At 44.7% G+C, this 18,261-nt stretch carries 14 protein-coding genes and 1 pseudogene; 8 read left to right on the forward strand and 7 right to left on the reverse strand.

The genetic code is table 11. The features are described from left to right. Positions 1–228 precede the first annotated feature (228 nt). The 6 genes from pilB to nadC all read right to left on the reverse strand — a co-directional run bounded on the left by pilB (position 229) and on the right by nadC (position 7,042). Positions 229–1,905 (reverse strand): type IV-A pilus assembly ATPase PilB, encoded by a 1,677-nt coding sequence (pilB, locus tag CEX98_RS21740; RefSeq protein WP_099644081.1) that lies wholly within the window; start codon positions 1,903–1,905, stop codon positions 229–231. A gap of 306 nt (positions 1,906–2,211) precedes the next feature. Next, positions 2,212–2,841 (reverse strand): dephospho-CoA kinase, encoded by a 630-nt coding sequence (gene coaE, locus CEX98_RS21745; RefSeq protein WP_099644082.1) that lies wholly within the window; start codon positions 2,839–2,841, stop codon positions 2,212–2,214. 9 nt (positions 2,842–2,850) lie between these two features. Further along, complete coding sequence (locus CEX98_RS21750) at positions 2,851–3,729, reverse strand: prepilin peptidase (protein WP_099644083.1); 879 nt, start codon at positions 3,727–3,729, stop codon at positions 2,851–2,853. 124 nt (positions 3,730–3,853) lie between these two features. Next, on the reverse strand, positions 3,854–5,089 hold the full coding sequence (locus CEX98_RS21755; protein ID WP_099644084.1) for a type II secretion system F family protein: 1,236 nt from the start codon (positions 5,087–5,089) through the stop codon (positions 3,854–3,856). 55 nt (positions 5,090–5,144) lie between these two features. Beyond that, on the reverse strand, positions 5,145–5,582 hold the full coding sequence (locus CEX98_RS21760) for a pilin (protein ID WP_099644085.1): 438 nt from the start codon (positions 5,580–5,582) through the stop codon (positions 5,145–5,147). Positions 5,583–6,199: 617 nt separating this feature from the next. After that, positions 6,200–7,042 carry a carboxylating nicotinate-nucleotide diphosphorylase gene (nadC, locus tag CEX98_RS21765; protein ID WP_099644086.1) on the reverse strand — a complete coding sequence of 281 codons (843 nt, stop codon included), beginning with the start codon at positions 7,040–7,042 and terminating at the stop codon, positions 6,200–6,202. A gap of 268 nt (positions 7,043–7,310) precedes the next feature. Here nadC and ampD point away from each other — a divergent pair. After that, positions 7,311–7,852, forward strand: a pseudogene (gene ampD / locus CEX98_RS21770) (1,6-anhydro-N-acetylmuramyl-L-alanine amidase AmpD). A 6-nt stretch (positions 7,853–7,858) separates the two neighbouring features. Then, positions 7,859–8,710: a beta-lactamase regulator AmpE gene (gene ampE / locus CEX98_RS21775; RefSeq protein WP_099644087.1), complete on the forward strand. Its 852-nt coding sequence runs from the start codon at positions 7,859–7,861 to the stop codon at positions 8,708–8,710. Positions 8,711–8,760: 50 nt separating this feature from the next. On the opposite strand, the gene CEX98_RS21780 is transcribed toward ampE, so the two are convergent. Then, positions 8,761–11,262: a PilZ domain-containing protein gene (locus tag CEX98_RS21780; RefSeq protein ID WP_099644088.1), complete on the reverse strand. Its 2,502-nt coding sequence runs from the start codon at positions 11,260–11,262 to the stop codon at positions 8,761–8,763. Between the two features lie 128 nt (positions 11,263–11,390). Between CEX98_RS21780 and radA the strand changes: the two genes are divergently transcribed. From radA to CEX98_RS21810, 6 genes are all read left to right on the forward strand, one after another. Then, on the forward strand, positions 11,391–12,761 hold the full coding sequence (gene radA / locus CEX98_RS21785; RefSeq protein ID WP_099644089.1) for a DNA repair protein RadA: 1,371 nt from the start codon (positions 11,391–11,393) through the stop codon (positions 12,759–12,761). 15 nt (positions 12,762–12,776) lie between these two features. After that, positions 12,777–13,700, forward strand: a complete 924-nt coding sequence (locus CEX98_RS21790) for a DUF945 family protein (protein ID WP_099644090.1) — start codon at positions 12,777–12,779, stop codon at positions 13,698–13,700. A 188-nt stretch (positions 13,701–13,888) separates the two neighbouring features. Further along, complete coding sequence (locus CEX98_RS21795; RefSeq protein ID WP_099644091.1) at positions 13,889–14,452, forward strand: UPF0149 family protein; 564 nt, start codon at positions 13,889–13,891, stop codon at positions 14,450–14,452. A 2-nt stretch (positions 14,453–14,454) separates the two neighbouring features. Further along, positions 14,455–15,765 carry a Xaa-Pro aminopeptidase gene (gene pepP / locus CEX98_RS21800; RefSeq protein WP_099644092.1) on the forward strand — a complete coding sequence of 437 codons (1,311 nt, stop codon included), beginning with the start codon at positions 14,455–14,457 and terminating at the stop codon, positions 15,763–15,765. 12 nt (positions 15,766–15,777) lie between these two features. After that, positions 15,778–16,950: a 2-octaprenyl-6-methoxyphenyl hydroxylase gene (gene ubiH / locus CEX98_RS21805; RefSeq protein ID WP_099644093.1), complete on the forward strand. Its 1,173-nt coding sequence runs from the start codon at positions 15,778–15,780 to the stop codon at positions 16,948–16,950. A 10-nt stretch (positions 16,951–16,960) separates the two neighbouring features. After that, on the forward strand, positions 16,961–18,130 hold the full coding sequence (locus CEX98_RS21810) for an FAD-dependent oxidoreductase (RefSeq protein WP_099644094.1): 1,170 nt from the start codon (positions 16,961–16,963) through the stop codon (positions 18,128–18,130). The last annotated feature ends 131 nt before the right edge of the window (positions 18,131–18,261 follow it).

Raw genomic sequence — 18,261 nt, forward strand, 5'->3', positions numbered from 1 at the left:
CTGTGTTGTTGGTAGGAGCGGGTTCACCCCGCGGTTTTTTCAACAGCCTCGCCGCGTAAAGCGCTCCTACATGAATTCTGCATTGTTGGTAGGAGCGATTTTACATCGCGAGCTTTTTATCTCGCCGCGTAAAGCAGCTTCTACATGGATTCTGTGTTGTTGGTAGGAGCGGGTTCACCCCGCGATTTTTCAACAATCTCGCCGCATAAAGCGGCTCCTACATGAGGTTTAGTAGCTTGTTACACGGTTTATTTCAGTCAATGACGTCACGCCTGCGGCGGCTTTTTTCAGGCCGGATTTACGCAAATTATCAAACCCTGACTTCTCTGCCTGCTCTGCAATTTGCAACGAGTTACCGCCTTCCATAATCAAGTGAGAAATTTCTGGGGTGATCTTTACCACTTCATAAATACCCACACGGCCTTTGTAACCGTCGGTACAGTTTTCACAGCCTTTTGGCGCAAATAGAGTGATATCTTTAATTTGCTCCGGTGTAAATCCCTGCCCAAGTAAAGCTTCTTCAGGCAAGGTCTCAGGTGTTTTGCATTTGGGGCACAGGCGCCTAGCAAGACGCTGGGCAATAATTAAGCTGACGGAGCTGGCTACGTTATAAGCAGGTACACCCATATTTAACAGGCGGGTAAGGGTCTCAGGTGCTGAGTTGGTGTGCAAGGTACTCAATACCAAGTGACCGGTTTGCGCCGCTTTAATCGAGATCTCTGCAGTCTCAAGGTCACGGATCTCACCAACCATCACCACATCGGGATCCTGACGTAGAAATGCTCTTAATGCATTGGCAAAGGTCATATCTGCTTTGGGGTTAATTTGAACCTGATTAATCCCCTCAAGGTTTATTTCTACCGGGTCTTCCGCGGTACTAATATTGCGCTCTGGCTGATTGAGAATATTCAAACCGGTATAAAGTGAGACGGTTTTACCAGAACCAGTTGGGCCGGTTACCAAAATCATACCCTGAGGCTGCTCGAGTGCGTCAAGGTAGAGTTTTTTCTGCTCCGGCTCATAACCAAGTACATCTATCCCCAACATAGCGCTTGAAGAGTCGAGAATACGCATTACGATTTTCTCGCCCCACATGGTAGGGAGCGTACTCACACGAAAGTCGATGCTTTTTCGCTCAGATATTTTGAGCTTAATGCGGCCATCTTGAGGCTTACGTTTCTCTGCAATATCTAGGTGTGCCATCACCTTAATACGTGCAGCGAGGCGTGTTGCTAGCGTGTTTGGAGGGCTTGCCATTTCATGGAGTAAGCCATCAATACGAAAGCGTACGCGGTATTTTTTCTCGTATGGTTCAAAGTGAAGGTCCGACGCGCCTTTTTTTATCGCATCCATCAATATTTTGTTGATGTAAACAATAATTGGGGCATCATCTTTGTCTTCATTATTATTTTTCGGTTTAGGCTCTTCTTCTACGTCAAGGTCGGCAAACTCTTTAAACTCTTCTTCAGAAATTGACAAACTGCCCGTTGCATCAAACAGTTGATCGATTTTTGTTTCAAGCTTTTTATAATCGGCAACGAGCACTTCGCATTGTAACCCTGTGCTAAACTCAAAGTTCTCGAAAGCGCCAAAGTCTGTGGGATCAGAGGCCGCAACGTAGAGTTTTCGGCCTTTTTGCACTAGGGGTAAAATATGGTGTTTACGGATCAGCTTTTCTTTCACTAACGCGGGCGGAATTTCGCTAACATTGAAGTGATCAAGATTAAAGAAAGGCACTTTGAATAGCTCTAGACATTCTTCGGCAAGTTCTTTGGCGCTCATTCCAGAACTCAAACAGATCAACTCGGCGGTTGTGTTTGCTTCTGACTGCCGAGACTTTATTTGCTCGGCGGTTACTCGCCCTAGGGTAATAAATTTACGCAGTAGCGGAGAATGATGTTCCATAATACCTCTTTGCCTTCATATTGAATGCATATTCAATATTTATCATTAAGTTGGGAAAATGCCAAGTTATCAAGTTGAGTGTAGAATAAGTTTTACACCCAAGCCTAGGCTGATTAACCTAAATCTCGGGTAATAAATGTCTTCCAATCGCCAGCTATTGGTGCATACATCCGCCTTGCCTACAGGATGTAGATATCTTACCGAGAGCAGGAAGCGGTGTTATCACCAAAACGCTCTTGCTAGATAAGGAAATACTTTTATGTGATTTAAAAAACAAATTAGCAAATTCCTTATCCAAACCTCAGGTTAATTATTTATTATTAGCTTCTCTTTCGCTAGATTGAGAAATTCATCGTGTAGTTTATCTGCTGCCAGCAAGCTTTGTGCAAGCGGGCGATCGTTATCGAGTATATAGTCGGCTTTTTCTTGCTTTTCAGCGCGTGGCATTTGCGCTGCAATAATGCGCTCTACTTGCTCGGTATCGACCTCATCGCGACTGGTCGTTCTCGTTATTTGTGTCTCGACAGCAACATCAATGAGTAAAGTCGCATCGCAATAGCGCTCGAGCCCGTTTTCAAATAGTAGCGGTGCGGACAAAATAACATAGTCGCTTTGTGCGGCGCTTAGTTGTGCTAATAGAGCATTACGAATGAGCGGATGTAATAGTGCATTTAACCACTGCTTTTTTTGTTCATCGGCAAAAATAATTGTTCGTAACTTGGCTCTGTCTAGGTTGCCATCCGCAAGAAGAATATCACTGCCGAATTCGTCGACAATAGCTTGCAGCCCTGAAGAGCCAATTGCGACGACTTCGCGAGCAACCACATCAGCATCAACCACTACAACCCCTTTTTGCTGCAAATGAGCAGTGATAGCGGTTTTTCCTGCGCCAATGCCGCCAGTTACGCCTAAAATCCAGTTATTCGTTTTTAGCATGATTTTTTATCACATGATCAAGTTAACGTACCAACGCTGCAGCTGCTCACCATACATAAGGGTGATCCAACCTGCGATGGCCAAATAGGGGCCAAATGGGATAGGTGTGGCTTTATCTCGACCTTGAATGCTTAACTGAATACTGCCAATTACGGCACCAACCAAGCTTGAAAGTAACACTATGGTTAAAATGGCTTCCCATCCCATTAGAGCGCCAAAGACTGCCAAAAGCTTAAAGTCGCCATAGCCCATGCCTTCTTTACCCGTGAGCAACTTAAAGAGCCAATACACGCTCCATAAACTCAAATAGCCAACGGCCGCGCCAACAATAGCTGTTTTAGGCTCAACGCCTACACCAAAGCAACTGGCAACTAGAACCAGCCATAATGTTGGCAGAGTTAGCTGGTCGGGCAGTAGCATTTCGTCGATATCGATAACAGTAAGCGCCACTAATACCCACGTAATAACGATATAAAGTACAGCCTCAAGGCTAGCCCCAAAATGCCAAGCAACCCAAATAGAGAGTAACGCAGTGCTCAGCTCAACTAGAGGGTAGCGTACAGAGATAGCCGTACCGCAGTGGTTGCATTTGCCTTTTAGTAGCAACCAGCTAATAAGGGGAATATTTTGCCAAGCCTTGATTGGTGTTTTACAGCTTGGGCAATGAGAGTTAGGCTTGACCAAATTAAACGTGGGCACTTGTGTTTGTTGCTGTGGCAGTTCATCGGCAAGCAACACTCGGCATTCTGATCGCCAATTAAGCTGCATCATCTTAGGCAAGCGCAGGATCACTACATTGAGAAAGCTACCAATACAAAGACTAACCAGTCCAACCGTAAGTAACCAATACCATAATTGCGTTTGCATCAAGTGAAAAATATCTTGCATAAGTCGTACGCTTATTTATCTTTTTTATTTAAGTTGCCGAGTTATGCTCGGTATTTATTTCGGAACAGTATAACACACAGGTAAAGTACAGAGGAGACGACCTAATACTTTAAGTGCATACTATTTACACAACGGAACCAAGTTGGAAAATTGGTAGGTACATTGCGATGATCAAGCCCCCAATCAATACGCCTAACACGACCATAATCAATGGTTCTAACAGGCTAGAGAGGCCATCGACTGCATCGTCAACTTCTTGTTCATAAATATTGGCAACTTTCGCGAGCATACTATCCAATGCACCAGACTCTTCACCAATAGACACCATTTGAACCACCATATCAGGGAAGACTTTAGTGTTATGCATAGCCCAGTGCATCTGATTACCTGAATTTACCTCAGCTTTGATTTCTTTAATGGCATTTTTATAAATGATATTACCAGACGCTCCCGCAGCAGAATCTAGCGCATCGCCAAGTGGTACACCGGCCGCAAAAGTAGTGGATAGCGTACGCGCATAACGCGCTACCGCGGCTTTTTTTAAAATATCACCAACAACAGGTAGCTTGAGGATCATACGGTCATTAAAATGTTTAACCGCACTGCTGCGAATAAGCATTTCTTTGTAGGTATAACCAAATAAACCAATACCAATTAAGAACACCCACCAGTATTCTTGCAAAAATTCTGAAAAGCCGATAACCATTAGTGTAAACGCAGGCAACTCTGCTCCAAAGCCGTTAAAAATGTCTTGAAACTGTGGAACAACGAATATTAGTAGAATTGAGGTTACAATTAACGCGACAACAACAACGGCAATAGGGTAAAACAGCGCCTTTTTAATCTTAGATTTTAGTGCTTCTGTTTTTTCTTTATATAGTGCAATTCGATCAAAGATCCTATCCAGCGCACCCGACTGCTCTCCAGAGTGGACCAAGTCACAATAAAGTTCATCAAAATATCTGGGATAAGCACGCAGTGCTTTCGCTAAAGGCTGGCCCGCTTTTACTTCATCAGCTACATGGCCAACTAGTCTCGACAATGATTTGTTTTTTGTTCCTCGAGCTAGCATCTCTAAGGTTTGCACAAGAGAAACACCAGCGGTAAGCATGGTGGCGATTTGCCTCGTTATGGTGGCAATATCTTGTGATGTAATTTTCTGTGCGCCAGAAAGTCCAAATAGGGGTTTGGGCTTGCGCTTTACTTTGGAAGGAGTAATACCTTGTTTTCTTAGTTGTGCTTTGACTAGAGCAACACTAGAGCCTGTTATCTCACCCTCTAGGCGTTTACCTCGGTTATTTACTCCGACCCAGATAAAGGTGTCTAAAGTATTGCTAGATTCTATAGATTTTTTATTCATGGGCTAGAGTATTTGATTGAGGTTAATGGGGAGACGTACTCTCCCCATTAAGGTATTAACAAAGATTTGTAATGGTTGCTGATGTGCATGTACCGGATTTGGCGAATACATATGTTGAAGGAGCAGGATCTGCTGGGTCAATTGTTGGCGGAGTCAAAACATATGTATATCCACCAGCTACTGCAGTACCTGTCGCAGTAATAACACCTGTGGTTTCAGTGATAGTAACACTGGCTAGGTTAGGTGTTGCTGCCGGAGCTGCAATACCCAAGTCAGCAAAGGAGTCACACGATGCAATCACATTGTTGTTCGTTTGTAAGCATTCAGTCATAGTAGTTCTTACAGATGCGCCTGCTGTGACTACTTCTGTAAAGCGAGCTTTAACAGTGTAATCTTGATAAGCAGGAAGTGCTACTGCTGCGAGAATCCCAACGATTGCAACTACAATCATTAGTTCGATTAGGGTAAAACCACCCTGTTGTTTTTGAGTCATGATGTGTCTCCTAAATTTTAAGTGACTTAACCATAGTAGGTTTAAGTTAAGCGTTTATTAAAACCTTTGCAATAATAACCAATCCATCGAAGTAACAAACTGGCTGGTATTGGTAAATTGGCCTAACAGATCCTAAGAGTACCAAACTAAGTGTTGGTCAGTATTACTCTAAGTACTATTAAAGCTAACCCCATTAAATTTGTGACTGCTCCCTAATCACCAATAAGTGTAGCACTTAATTAGTTTGCACGTTCACTATTAACAATTACTTTAATAGTAAACACTGAGCCCAGCAATTGAATTTTAATAATAAATTATTGATTCTTTTGCGGTAGCTCAAACTTTCCCAATATAGGTTCAAAAAATGAGCAGAACTAATCGTTACCGAACATTAAGATCTTGTTACAGTCTAGTTCTTTTGTCGTATTTAACGGGTTTTAAGTAGGTTTGTCAATGAAATAGAAGCATTTCTCTATTACGGGTGATTACAGTGCATTGTGGCTTTTGGTGAATTTTTGTTTGGTTTGGGCAAAGTTGAGAGGGGAGTGGTTGTGATCGCGCACAAAAAAAGAGCCTATCAATAGGCTCTTAAGTCGTTGTTCGAAGTTTTAGTGCGTTTATTCAAAGCGCATTGAAAGATCAATGCTTTGTACATGCTTGGTAAGCGCACCGCTTGAAATAAAGTCCACACCGGCTTGTGCATAGGTAGTGAGGATTTCGATGGTCATATTGCCAGAAACCTCTAGTTTCGCTTGGCCTTGAGTGAGTTCAACCGCTTGTTGAATTTCACTCACGCTGAAGTTGTCTAGCATGATGATATCGCTACCAGCATCAAGGGCTTGTTGCAGCTCATCTAAGTTTTCAACTTCAACTTCTACGGGTTTGTCTGGGTGGTTACCGCGAGCCGTTGCAACCGCCTTAGCAATGCTACCGCAGGCTGCGATGTGATTTTCTTTAATTAGATATGCGTCAAACAGGCCGATACGGTGATTTTTACCGCCACCACATTTTACCGCGTATTTCTGTAGCGCTCTTAAGCCTGGAATGGTTTTACGTGTATCCAGCAGTTTAGTTTCTGTGCCAGCTAGCATTTCTACATATTTTGCCGTAGTGGTGGCTGTGCCTGATAAGGTTTGCACAAAATTAAGTGCGGTACGCTCCGCAGTAAGAATGGCTCTTGCTGAGCCACTTGCGGTAAATAAGCGAGTATTGGCGGGAACAGAGTCGCCGTCGTTCACCAACACATTAACGTTAACACTTGGGTCAACTTGCCTAAAGACTTCCTCGATTAATGCCTTACCCACAAACACACAGTCTTCTCTGGTGATCACATAAGCATTGGCCTGTTGTGATTCAGGAATAAGCGCGGCGGTAATATCACCTTCGCTTGGTGATTGGTAGTTTAGATCTTCGTCTAATGCCTGTTTTACCAATTGGCTGATAAGGGTTTGGTTAATCATATGCTTGTCTTTTCATTATTTGCTGCAATAGCTGAATTTTACGCGCGTTTGTGAAGGAGTACAATTGATGCAGAAAAATTCCCAGAATTTGTGTTGCGGGGTAAACCCGCTGCTACGATGATGTATTACTTTGTACAGAGCTTCATGCATTTTTATAGCAGCGACTTTACGTCGCGACAATATCGTTAAATTACACGTAAACCCATATCTACCTTTTGTGGTACTTTGTCTTTATAATAAATTTAACTCAAGGCTTGGAACTAATACTTTGAATTGGCTACCTTTTGCGAAAAAAGTTTGTTCACCACATTATAATGAACGTCCCGCGGGCTGCGAGGTGGATTTACTGGTGATCCATAATATTTCTCTACCAGCTGGTGCTTTGGCACGCCGCATGTGGAAGCACTATTTTTGGGGACGCTCGATTGTACTGCGCATCCAACATTTAGCGATTTGGAAGGGGTAAAGGTGTCGGCGCATTGTGTTATTCGTCGCGATGGTAGTGTGACGCAATACGTCCCGTTTCTTGAGCGGGCTTGGCATGCGGGGCTTTCACAATGGCAAGGTAAAGCGGGGTGTAACGATTTTGCCATAGGTATTGAAATGGAAGGCACAGACACCACGCCATATACCGAGGAGCAATATGTGAGTTTAGTGAAAACAACACGTTGGCTACAGCAACACTACCCAAAGATAACGAATGATCGTATCGTAGGGCATAGTGATATTGCACCGGGCAGAAAAACGGACCCCGGCGCAGCATTCGATTGGCAGCATTATTTTACCCTATTAAATAACCAAGAGAGCTAGGCGAGCATGATTCTAATATCCATCATTATTGCGCTGATCATCGAGCGACTCGGTGCGCGAGCTGACTATTGGCAAGTAGATTATTACCTGCAACGTTATTACGCTAAAACCAAATCATGGACCAAAGAGGGCGGTTTGCTAGGGTCGCATTTGGGGATTATGCTGTGGCTTGTGCTACCGGCATTGGCGATTGCTCTAATTTATAACTTTAGTGACTTTGTATTTTGGCAATTTGCAGTCAATATCTGCTTATTATTGGTATGTTTTGGGTGTGCTAAATACCGTCAGCTTTACAAAGGGTATTTAAATGCCTTAACGCGTGGCGATAACGAAGCCGCTACATTATATGCATTGCAAATGGGTCAAGATAAGCTAGAAGATGAGCCGGGCGGTGAAACTTTTGGTCAAACGCTATCTTGGATCAACTTTCAACATTACTGTGGCGTGATCTTCTGGTTTGTGGCCCTAGGTGCACCTGGTGCGGTGCTTTACGCTATGGTAAGGCAAGTAGTTCATTGGCAACATGAGCAAGAGCAGCCGCCGCTTCAACACGTGTTTGACCAGATCTGCAGGCTCTTTTATTGGCTAAACTGGCTACCGGCCCGGATCGCAAGCTTTGGCTTTTTGATTATTGGTAACTTTACCAAAGGCACTTCAAGCTGGTTAAAGTATGTATTGGATTTTAAAACCACCAACCGCAAAATTGTAACCACCACCGCACTGGCGGCAGAGCAAATTGAGCAACAATTTTTGGGCTGTACCTTTGAAGCAAGCTGTATGATGCGCTTAGTAAAACGCAACATCTTGTTCTATTTGGTGATCATTGCCGTGCTGACATTGTTTGGCTGGGTGGAGTAGAGCCAAGCAATAGTGCGTACGGCTTACTTGTAAAACCGTACGCATCATGTTTAGTGCTTAAAGTTGGCTTCTAACCAGTGCTTTTTCTTCTCTTCCATTTTAGCGATGAGTGGCGCATCAAAGCCCATATTATTAATAACATAGTCACTCACATCTACTAAATCACACACCCCAGTGATAGACCACAAGGCTTCTTCTAAATCCTTCGCTTTGTGAATGGCGTAATGGCTAACATAGCGCAGTTCATTTGCCAGATAATCCATGTCTGGGCGTCCAGTTTTAGACACATACAGTTGATACACAAACAGCAGTTCTTTGCGTAGTGCTTTTTTGGCGTATAAATATAAACTGTCTATTGAATCTTCATGGGCGATAACTTGCGAATTGATTGCCTCATGTTGATTACGTTGACTGGGGTCAAATTTTATAAAGACCATGTATTTTAGCGGCTTGTCTTGGCGAGATTGGCTTTTAAGTACTTCGGTTAGCTTTTCTTCTACAAAGCGCTCAGGGAAAATGGCTTTTGCATCCAATGTGTTGTCGTTGTTATCACTGAATGAATGCAAGATATGGTGAAGCGATGTTGGATAAAGGCCTTGCCCAAGGGCGCCTACGGCATTGTGTGAAGTCTCTTTATGTAAGTAAAGCGGAAACTGACAAACAGACTTTGTTACCATATTACGCAGCGCTAGCGATAACCCCGGTACTTTCGGGGCTTCATCGCATGCCACCAATTTGTCTTTATTGTTTTCAATCAGTGCTTTAAAGAACCCCATTGCAGAGTGGTCCAACTCACCGATTTTTTGCACCTTTAAATTTATGATGGTACTGGTTTTATTCACCATCATTACTTCATAGCGCAAATTGGTAAGGTTATGCTGCTTAGTCAATTTTTGTAAATCGACTAAATCCAAATGGATAGAATCGCCTTTTTTCAGCGGCATGGCTTGGCCACATTCTATTTGCAGTCCCATCACTGAAAAGTCACGTGTTACACAATTGAACGTACCTTGCCCTTCAATATGAACCACCACATTGGTTTTATACAGATACCGACGATGTGCTCTAAGGTTTACATATTCAAGTGCCACGACCTCGAGCGGTGGCGGGTTCGCAGATTTACCATGACCAAACTTTTTTAGTTGGTTTACAAGGCTTTTCTCATAGCTAAGTTTTTGGAAACGCTCAGTAATGGATGGACTACTAATATCGGTGAGTAACATGAGATATTTTACGTCTTGAATAAACCCCTGCACCCGAGGTGTAGGTCGCTTATTCAGTTTTTCTACGTTTTTCCCTGCGCTGGCAGGCAGCGAGAGCGGGATAAATGCATCTTCATGGTGGCTTGGCATAAGCTGAACTTTAAAGGTTCTAAAGCTGTCTTTTTGGCTGCCAAAAGCAAAAAAGAGATCGTTGAGTTGCGGCATGTTCTCGAGCTCAAAATCAAATGCCGAATAAAAATACATCTTGCCTTGACTCGAGTGGGTAAACACATGACACACCGCTTCTTTTACTGCACCAGGTAATTCAAGCAATTGCTGCACACGCTTTTGGTTAAATACGGAGTACAGGCCGGATTGCTTCTTCTCATCTTCGAAGTAGTAATTGATATAAGCATTGTTCTCGTTGGTGAGTGCCATGCTCGGGTAGAGCTTATTTTGTTTTTCACTCAAAAAGACAAACAAGGAGCAGACTCGCGGCAGATAATATTGCTCGTAGCCCTTACAAACAACAGCGTCTAGCGTATTGTCTAGGTTGATTTTATAACGTCGTTTGTTGCCGTGAATAAAGCTATTTAAAAAGTCGTCGAATGCTTGGTTTTTCTCAATAAAAGTGCGTCTTAAGCGTACTTGGTTATATTCAATGGTGCCAGGCTCAACCGCAATAACCTCATACTGGATCCCTTCTTTAAGACCTAGCTCAAAATCTTGTTCCAGTCCCACCAGCCGGATCGAAATAATTTGCCCAGGCTCGACTTGTTGATTAGTCGGTAATTTTATTTTTGCTCCGCTGAGGGAAATATCTGAGGTCGAAGCGTTAATTTTAGGACGGTTTTTGGCAAGTTCCACTGTGATTTTAATGGAGTAATTCATGCGCTCTTCTGAGCGGCTTTCGTAGGAAGCGAAACGGACGAGTTTAGTGTAGTTATGATTCTCGGCGTCTTGTTCTACTTCTTTTTCGCGCTCTTTAGCTTGCTTTTGCATGACTTTATAATTGTTCTCGGTACTCATTACGGCTTCATAAACCGCGAGTGTGTACCCGCCATGCTTGGCAACTTCACGCTCAAACACTTCAATGGCTAAGTCATCCATAAAGTGTTGTTTACCCTCATATTCATAGGGTTTTACTTGACCGGAAACTTGCCCCCTAAGGTCAATAAATCGCGCCACGGGCTGAGACAGCCGAGACATTTCCATTTTGAGTAGAAATTGGTCTGGCTTGGATAGCTCCGCAGTACGTTGCTTAAATATGCGATCAAAAGCCGGATCACCCAGATCCAGTTTTAAATCATCAATCAAGCTCTGATATTTTTGTAATCTATCTTCAGGCATAAACAGTTTTACACGCGCTCTTTTAGTGTGACCGGTTGGGTCACCGTCAATATTATGTCAACATTGACGCATTATTAGTTTATTCTTAACCGATTATTGTGTTTAAGCAAGATATATACCTGTAATTTATGGCAAAAAAGAAAACAGCATTTGTATGTAGCGATTGTGGTGCCGAGTTTGCGCGTTGGCAAGGCCAATGCTCAGAGTGCAAAGCTTGGAATACCGTTACTGAATTTCGCGTACCGTCGGTCAAGGCTGCTCCTCAGGGCGGAGCAACCTCTGGCTACGCGGGATTAGTTGAAGCAAAAGTACAAACATTAGATGAAGTAAACCTAGAACAATTACCGAGATTTTCAACCGGGTTTAAAGAATTCGACCGGGTTCTTGGTGGTGGGGTTGTCCCCGGTAGTGCAATATTAATAGGGGGAAGCCCTGGCGCTGGTAAAAGTACCGTGCTGCTGCAAACTATGTGTCGTTTGGCAGAAAGTATGAATACTTTGTATGTCACCGGGGAAGAGTCCCTGCAACAAGTTGCCATGCGTGCCACACGATTAGGGTTACCTACCAACAAATTAAAAACGCTTGCAGAAACGAATGTCGAAACCATCTGTCAGCTTGCGCTTAGAGAAAAGCCCAGCATTATGGTTATCGACTCTATTCAAGTCATGCATATGAATGATATCCAATCTGCACCAGGCTCCGTGTCTCAAGTAAGAGAGAGCGCGGCTTACTTAACAAGGTTTGCAAAACAAAATCAAGTCGCGATTATTATGGTTGGGCATGTAACCAAAGATGGTACATTGGCAGGCCCAAAAGTGCTAGAACACTGTATTGACTGCTCAATCTTGTTAGAGGGAAGTGCCGACAGCCGTTTTAGAACCCTACGCGGTAATAAAAACCGGTTTGGCGCAGTGAATGAATTAGGTGTATTTGCCATGACCAGTCAAGGCTTGAAAGAGGTTAGCAATCCATCTGCTATTTTCTTGAATCGCGGTGAAGCACAAACCCCAGGCTCTTTGGTCATGGTGATATGGGAAGGGACTCGACCCTTGCTAGTAGAAGTGCAGGCGCTTGTGGATTACTCACAGTTAGCAAACCCTCGTCGAGTAACGGTTGGCCTCGAGCAAAATCGACTTGCTATGCTGTTGGCTGTGTTGCATCGTCACGGCGGATTGCAGGTGTCGGATCAAGATGTATTTGTGAACGTAGTCGGTGGGGTTAAAGTTACCGAAACCAGTGCCGATCTGGCGTTGATTGCTGCACTGGTATCAAGCTTTAAAAACCAGTCTCTAGACAGACAATTGGTGGTGTTTGGCGAAGTTGGGCTTGGTGGCGAAATTCGCCCAGTACCCAGCGGCCAAGAGCGTCTGCGAGAAGCCTCTAAACATGGCTTTACCAGAGCCATTGTGCCAAAGGCGAACCAGCCAAAAGAAACAATAGAAGGGATGGAAATTGTGGCCGTCTCTAGCCTGAGTGAAGCACTTGAGGCGCTTTTTTAAATAACGGAGTAAAAAATGAATAAATCCACGTTAGCAATTGCAGTTGTGGTATTAGCAGGCGCAGGGTATGTGGGCGCAAACTATTACGTTAATGCACAAGTAAAACAAGATATCGCTCAGCAAATCGAAAACTTTGAAGCAGACACTGGCTTAGATGTTAGCTTTGAAAATAGCTCGGTTGACTTATTTACCCGCGGCGTTGAACTCACCAGTTTACAGGTTGCTCAAGCCGAACAAAGTGACCCCATATTTACCATTGATAAATTAAATGTGGTGGGCTACGAGCAAGATAAAATTAGCCCGTTAACTGAGCTTACGCTGGAGGGCTTGAAACTAGGCGAAGGTGCTGTGGATTTTACCCAAGGCATGTCCCCTGAACTCGTTGCTGCCACCTATCATTTAAAAACTAGCATCGCTTATGACGAAGCCTCTGGCGACAGTCAGTTTGCATTTGCAACAGAAGCTGAGGGCATAGTAAAAACAGCCTTTAATGCGTCGTTTGGCAATAGTAAAGGGTTGATGGATGCCTCATTGGCTGCGGCTCAAATTCAAGGTGATACTCCGAACCTTGAGCAAGAGCTGCAAGTGCAGTCAAAAATGATGGCAGCGATGCAGTCACTGGAGTTACAGTCTTTAGGATTTACTATCGACAATAGTGGTACGCTGGGCCAACTTATTGAGTCAGAATTGACGCAACAGGGCATGAGTAAAGCCGACTTTCAGGCGAACCTTGCACAGCAGCTGCAAATGATGATGCTACCTTTAGACATTCAAACTGCAGTGAATGACTTTGCTGGTGGGATGGAGTCTCTTGCTATTTCTGTTACTGTGCCAAAAAGTCAAAATATCATGGCGCTTGGTCAACAACTATCCATGGCAATGACGCAAAATCCAGACGCACTACAAGAGCTGGTTAATATTAAGGCCAGCGGCAAATAAGCCCTAATAATGGCAGTTAGTAGGCCCCGAACGCTGCCGCTTTTCGTACGCTGTTAAGCTCGATTACGCACGCCTTCACACTCCAAATTGATGAAATCTACAGCGGCCTTGATGCGAATCATACAATTCGTTGGAGTTGCAAAGGCTGCGGTGGTAGCATTGGGCTATCAATTGCTTGGGAAAGTATCATGAGCGAATTCAAAGACTACCAGCAAGCTCAATTGCTATTAGAAAAACACGAATTATTTATTGCCCCTGCCGAAGTACACGGCACCATTTCAGGGCTACTAGCCTGTGGTCTGAATATTGAAGATTCAGAGTATTTAGGCTTACTGAGCGACGTATTTAATGACGGTCAGGCATTTTCAGCACCTATCAAAAGGTTTTGCATTGACTTGTACAAGCAAGTTGCTGAGCATTTCAAAGACGGTGAATTTCAGTTTGAACTCTATTTGCCCCCAGAAGACGAGTCGTTACACGACCAAGCGAATGCACTGATTGCATGGGTGTCGGGCTTCTTACTTGGTTTTGGTTTAAAGCAAAAAGACTACGGCAAGTTGTCGGCAGACGTTAAAGAAGTGATCAACGACTTTAGTGAGATCACTAAGCTAGATACTGGCTTTGAAGACAGTGATGACGACCAAGAAGCGCTACTCGAAGTGATAGAGTATGTGCGCGTTTCTACACTGTTATGCTTTGCCGAAATGGGCAATGAGCCACAGTCCGTTGGTACATCAAAGACGATACATTAATTATGATTAAAAACAGCGAGTTTGTAGCACGCCGTGAACGCTTGATTGCGGCACTAGACAATAACTCGGTGGCGATTGTTCCCGCTGCCGTGGAGTTAACCCGAAGTCGTGATACCGAGTTCCCATTTCGCCAAGATAGCGACTTTTTTTATCTAACTGGATTTAAAGAGCCTGATGCGGTATTGGTACTGACAAAAGACCGCGACGGCAATGCACAGTCTACGCTGTTTTGCCGGAATAAAGATAAGGTCGCCGAGATTTGGCATGGTCGCCGCATGGGGTATGAGCAAGCAAAAGTTCAGCTAGAATTAGATCAAACCTTTGCGCTCAGTGAGTTAGACGATGAACTACTAAATTTAGTGAATGGGCGTAAGGTATTATTTTACGGTCAGGGTACGTATGACGCGTTTGATGATAAAGTTTGGCAACTGCTTAATACCCTTCGCGGAGCACCGAAAAAAGGCTACCGCGCGCCTGAAATCATCAAAGACATTCGTCCTTTGGTACATGAAATGCGCTTGTTCAAATCTGATGCAGAAGTTGCGCTGATGCGTGAAGCGGGAAAAATTAGTGCACAAGCACATGTGCGTGCCATGCAGTTTGCCAAGCCGGGCGCTACTGAGTATCAACTCGAGGCCGAAATCCACCATCATTATGCCATGAACGGTGCGCGTCACCCAGCTTACGGTACTATTGTTGGTGGTGGTATTAATGCCACGATTTTGCATTACACCGACAACTGCGATGTACTTAAAGACGGCGACTTGGTGCTGATCGACTCAGGTTGTGAACTTGAGGGCTATGCCGCCGATATCACGCGTACTTTTCCTGTGAATGGCAAGTTTAGCGAAGCACAAAGCAAGATTTATAATCTAGTACTGGCAGCCCAGCAGGCGGCGTTTGAAGCTGTTAAACCTGGCAGTACCTTGGTAAAAGCAAACCAAGCCGCAATGAAAGTGCTTACGCAAGGACTGGTAGATCTCGGTATCTTAGCTGGAGATGTCGATGAACTAGTCGCTGCGCAGGCTTGTAAGGCATTCTATATGCATGGCTTAGGTCATTGGCTGGGTCTTGATGTTCATGATGTGGGTGAATATAAGCTTGACGAAGCTGACCGTCCATTTGAGCCTGGCATGGTTCTCACCATTGAGCCTGGTTTGTATTTTGATGAAGAAGCTCAGGTTCCTGATGAATATAAAGGAATTGGCATTCGTATCGAAGATGATTTATTGATCACTGAGTCGGGTTTTGAAAACCTAACCGTACAGGTGCCAAAAACCATCGCAGAAATAGAAGCATTAATGAATAACTAGTGGACACATTGCGTGCAACAGTTTGATGTCGTCATTATTGGTGGTGGTATGGCAGGAGCCAGCGCCGCCATCGCCATAAAAAAAGTCACACCGCAGGCTAAGATTGCGGTTATTGAAGCCTTTGCGCCTAAAGGGGAGCAACATCCCAGTTTTGACGACCGCAGTATTGCCCTTGCTGCTCAGTCGGTCGACTTTTTGGCCAAGCAAGCGCTATTTAATCCAAAGTGGCATTATGTTGAGCCGATCACGCAAGTGAATGTTTCCGATCGTGGTCACTTTGGTAAAGCGTGGATAGAGCCTGAAGATTACGGTGAGCAAGCGCTTGGCTACGTGGTTGAGGTGAATCCATATGGCCGCTTTTTACATGAGCAACTCACCAGTTTGAACATCACGTTGTTTTGCCCAAATCAGGTTGCTCAATTAACGCAACAACCTGAGCAGGTTGAAGTAACCCTTGATAATGGCGAGGAGTTAAGTGGCCATTTATTAGTGGTTGCAGACGGAGCACAATCTCCCACACGGGATAAGCTGAATATCGGGTTTGACAGCATAGGCTACGAGCAAGGCGCATTGATTGCCAATGTGCAAATCGACACGGCACATCATGGCCATGCGTTTGAGCGTTTTACCGAGCACGGCCCAATGGCGCTGCTACCTATGAGCGATAATCGTTATTCATTAGTTTGGTGTATGCCTAACGACAAACTGAGTGAATTTGAAGCCATGGCGCCTACTGAGTTTTTGCAAGCATTACAGCAAGCGTTTGGTTATCGTGCTGGGCGTTTTGTACAAGTGGGAATGCGAGCGAGCTATCCGCTGGTGCTTGGTCGAGTAGAGCAGCTTACGCACCATCGAGTGGTGGTGATTGGCAATGCGGCACATGCAATCCACCCTATTGCGGGGCAGGGTTTTAATTTGGGCCTAAGAGATATTCAAGTACTTGCTGCGCAATGTCAGGCTTGCTCGCCGACAGAGTGGGGCAGTTTTCAATTTACGCGTGCTTATCAACTGGCGCGAGCGCAAGACATTAAAACGGTAATGACATTAACCGATGCGCTCGTACGACTATTTTCAAACTCATCAAGAGTCTTAGCCTTAGGCCGCAGTGTTGGCCTACTCACCATGGCGCTGTCCAAAACAGCAAGAGCGCCGCTGGCCAAGCAATTGATGGGGTATAAAGGATAAAGGAGTTGGCATGCAACAAGTTCAAGTTTGTATTGTAGGTGGTGGATGCATTGGTTTAACGCTGGCACTAGGGCTTGCGCGGCAAAACATCTCGGTAATGGTGCTAGATAGCGGTGATAAACCAGCGCCATTGGCAGACGAATACAGCGCACGCGTAAGTGCAATAAGTGCAGCGAGTCAGGCCTTATTTGAGCGTTTGGGCGTTTGGTCTGAGATCAAAACGCAGCGCGCCGCAGCGTATACTCGTATGGATGTACGCGACAAAGACAGCTTTGGTAAAATCGCTTTTGATAATGAATCGCTAGACTTACCTGAGCTTGGTCATATCATTGAAAACGACGCCATTCGCTATGCATTATTAACTGCGCTCGAAGCAGAGCAATCAGCCAAGCTGATGTGGAATACTAAATATCAAAGCTTGCATCAAACAGACACTGATGTGTTGCTAACCTTAGCTACTGGTGAACCTGTGATGGCAAAGCTGGTGTTGGCGGCTGACGGCGCGCGCTCGGCAATTCGCCAGCAGTTTAATATGCCAATTACCTATTGGGATTATGATCACCATGCGTTAGTGGCAACGATAAAAACTGCAGCGCCACACGATGCAACGGCTCGACAAGTTTTCTTGCCCGACGGGCCTTTAGCATTTTTGCCGCTTGATGATCCGCATACCCATTCAATTGTATGGTCTAGTGCACCGGAAAAAGCGAAGCAGCTTCAAGGCATGCCGGTCGAGATGTTCAACAAAGCGTTAAGCGCTGCAATTGATATGCAATGCGGCGTATGTGAGTTGGTGAGTGAAAGACATGTTTTTCCATTAACCATGCGCTATGCAAAACAATGGGTGCAAGGGCGTGTTGTTTTGATGGGGGACGCGGCACACACCATTCATCCACTCGCTGGTCTTGGCATGAATCTGGGGTTAAAAGACGCAGCTTATCTGATCACATTGTTATCAGCACCTCAAGAACAGTTTGCTAGCACCCGAGTGTTGCGTCAGTACGAGCGCACCAGAAAAGCAGATGCACAAAAGCACATCGCCATGATGCAAGGGCTGAAAGAACTTTTTGAAGGCAACCACCCATTGAAAAAGCTAGTACGTGGCCTAGGCCTGAACCTAGTCGACAACCTCGGCCCAATCAAACACCTATTCGCCAAAGAAGCAATCGGCGGTAAATAAAAGAAAGATCGCCGCGTAAAGCGGCTCCCACATGAATACTGTGTTGCTGGTAGGAGCGGGTTCACCCCGCGAGCTTTTTCAACAACCTCGCCGCGTAAAGCAGCTCCCACATGAATTCTGCATTGCTGGTA

Source organism: Pseudoalteromonas piscicida, from assembly GCF_002744175.1.
GTDB lineage: Bacteria > Pseudomonadota > Gammaproteobacteria > Enterobacterales > Alteromonadaceae > Pseudoalteromonas > Pseudoalteromonas piscicida_B.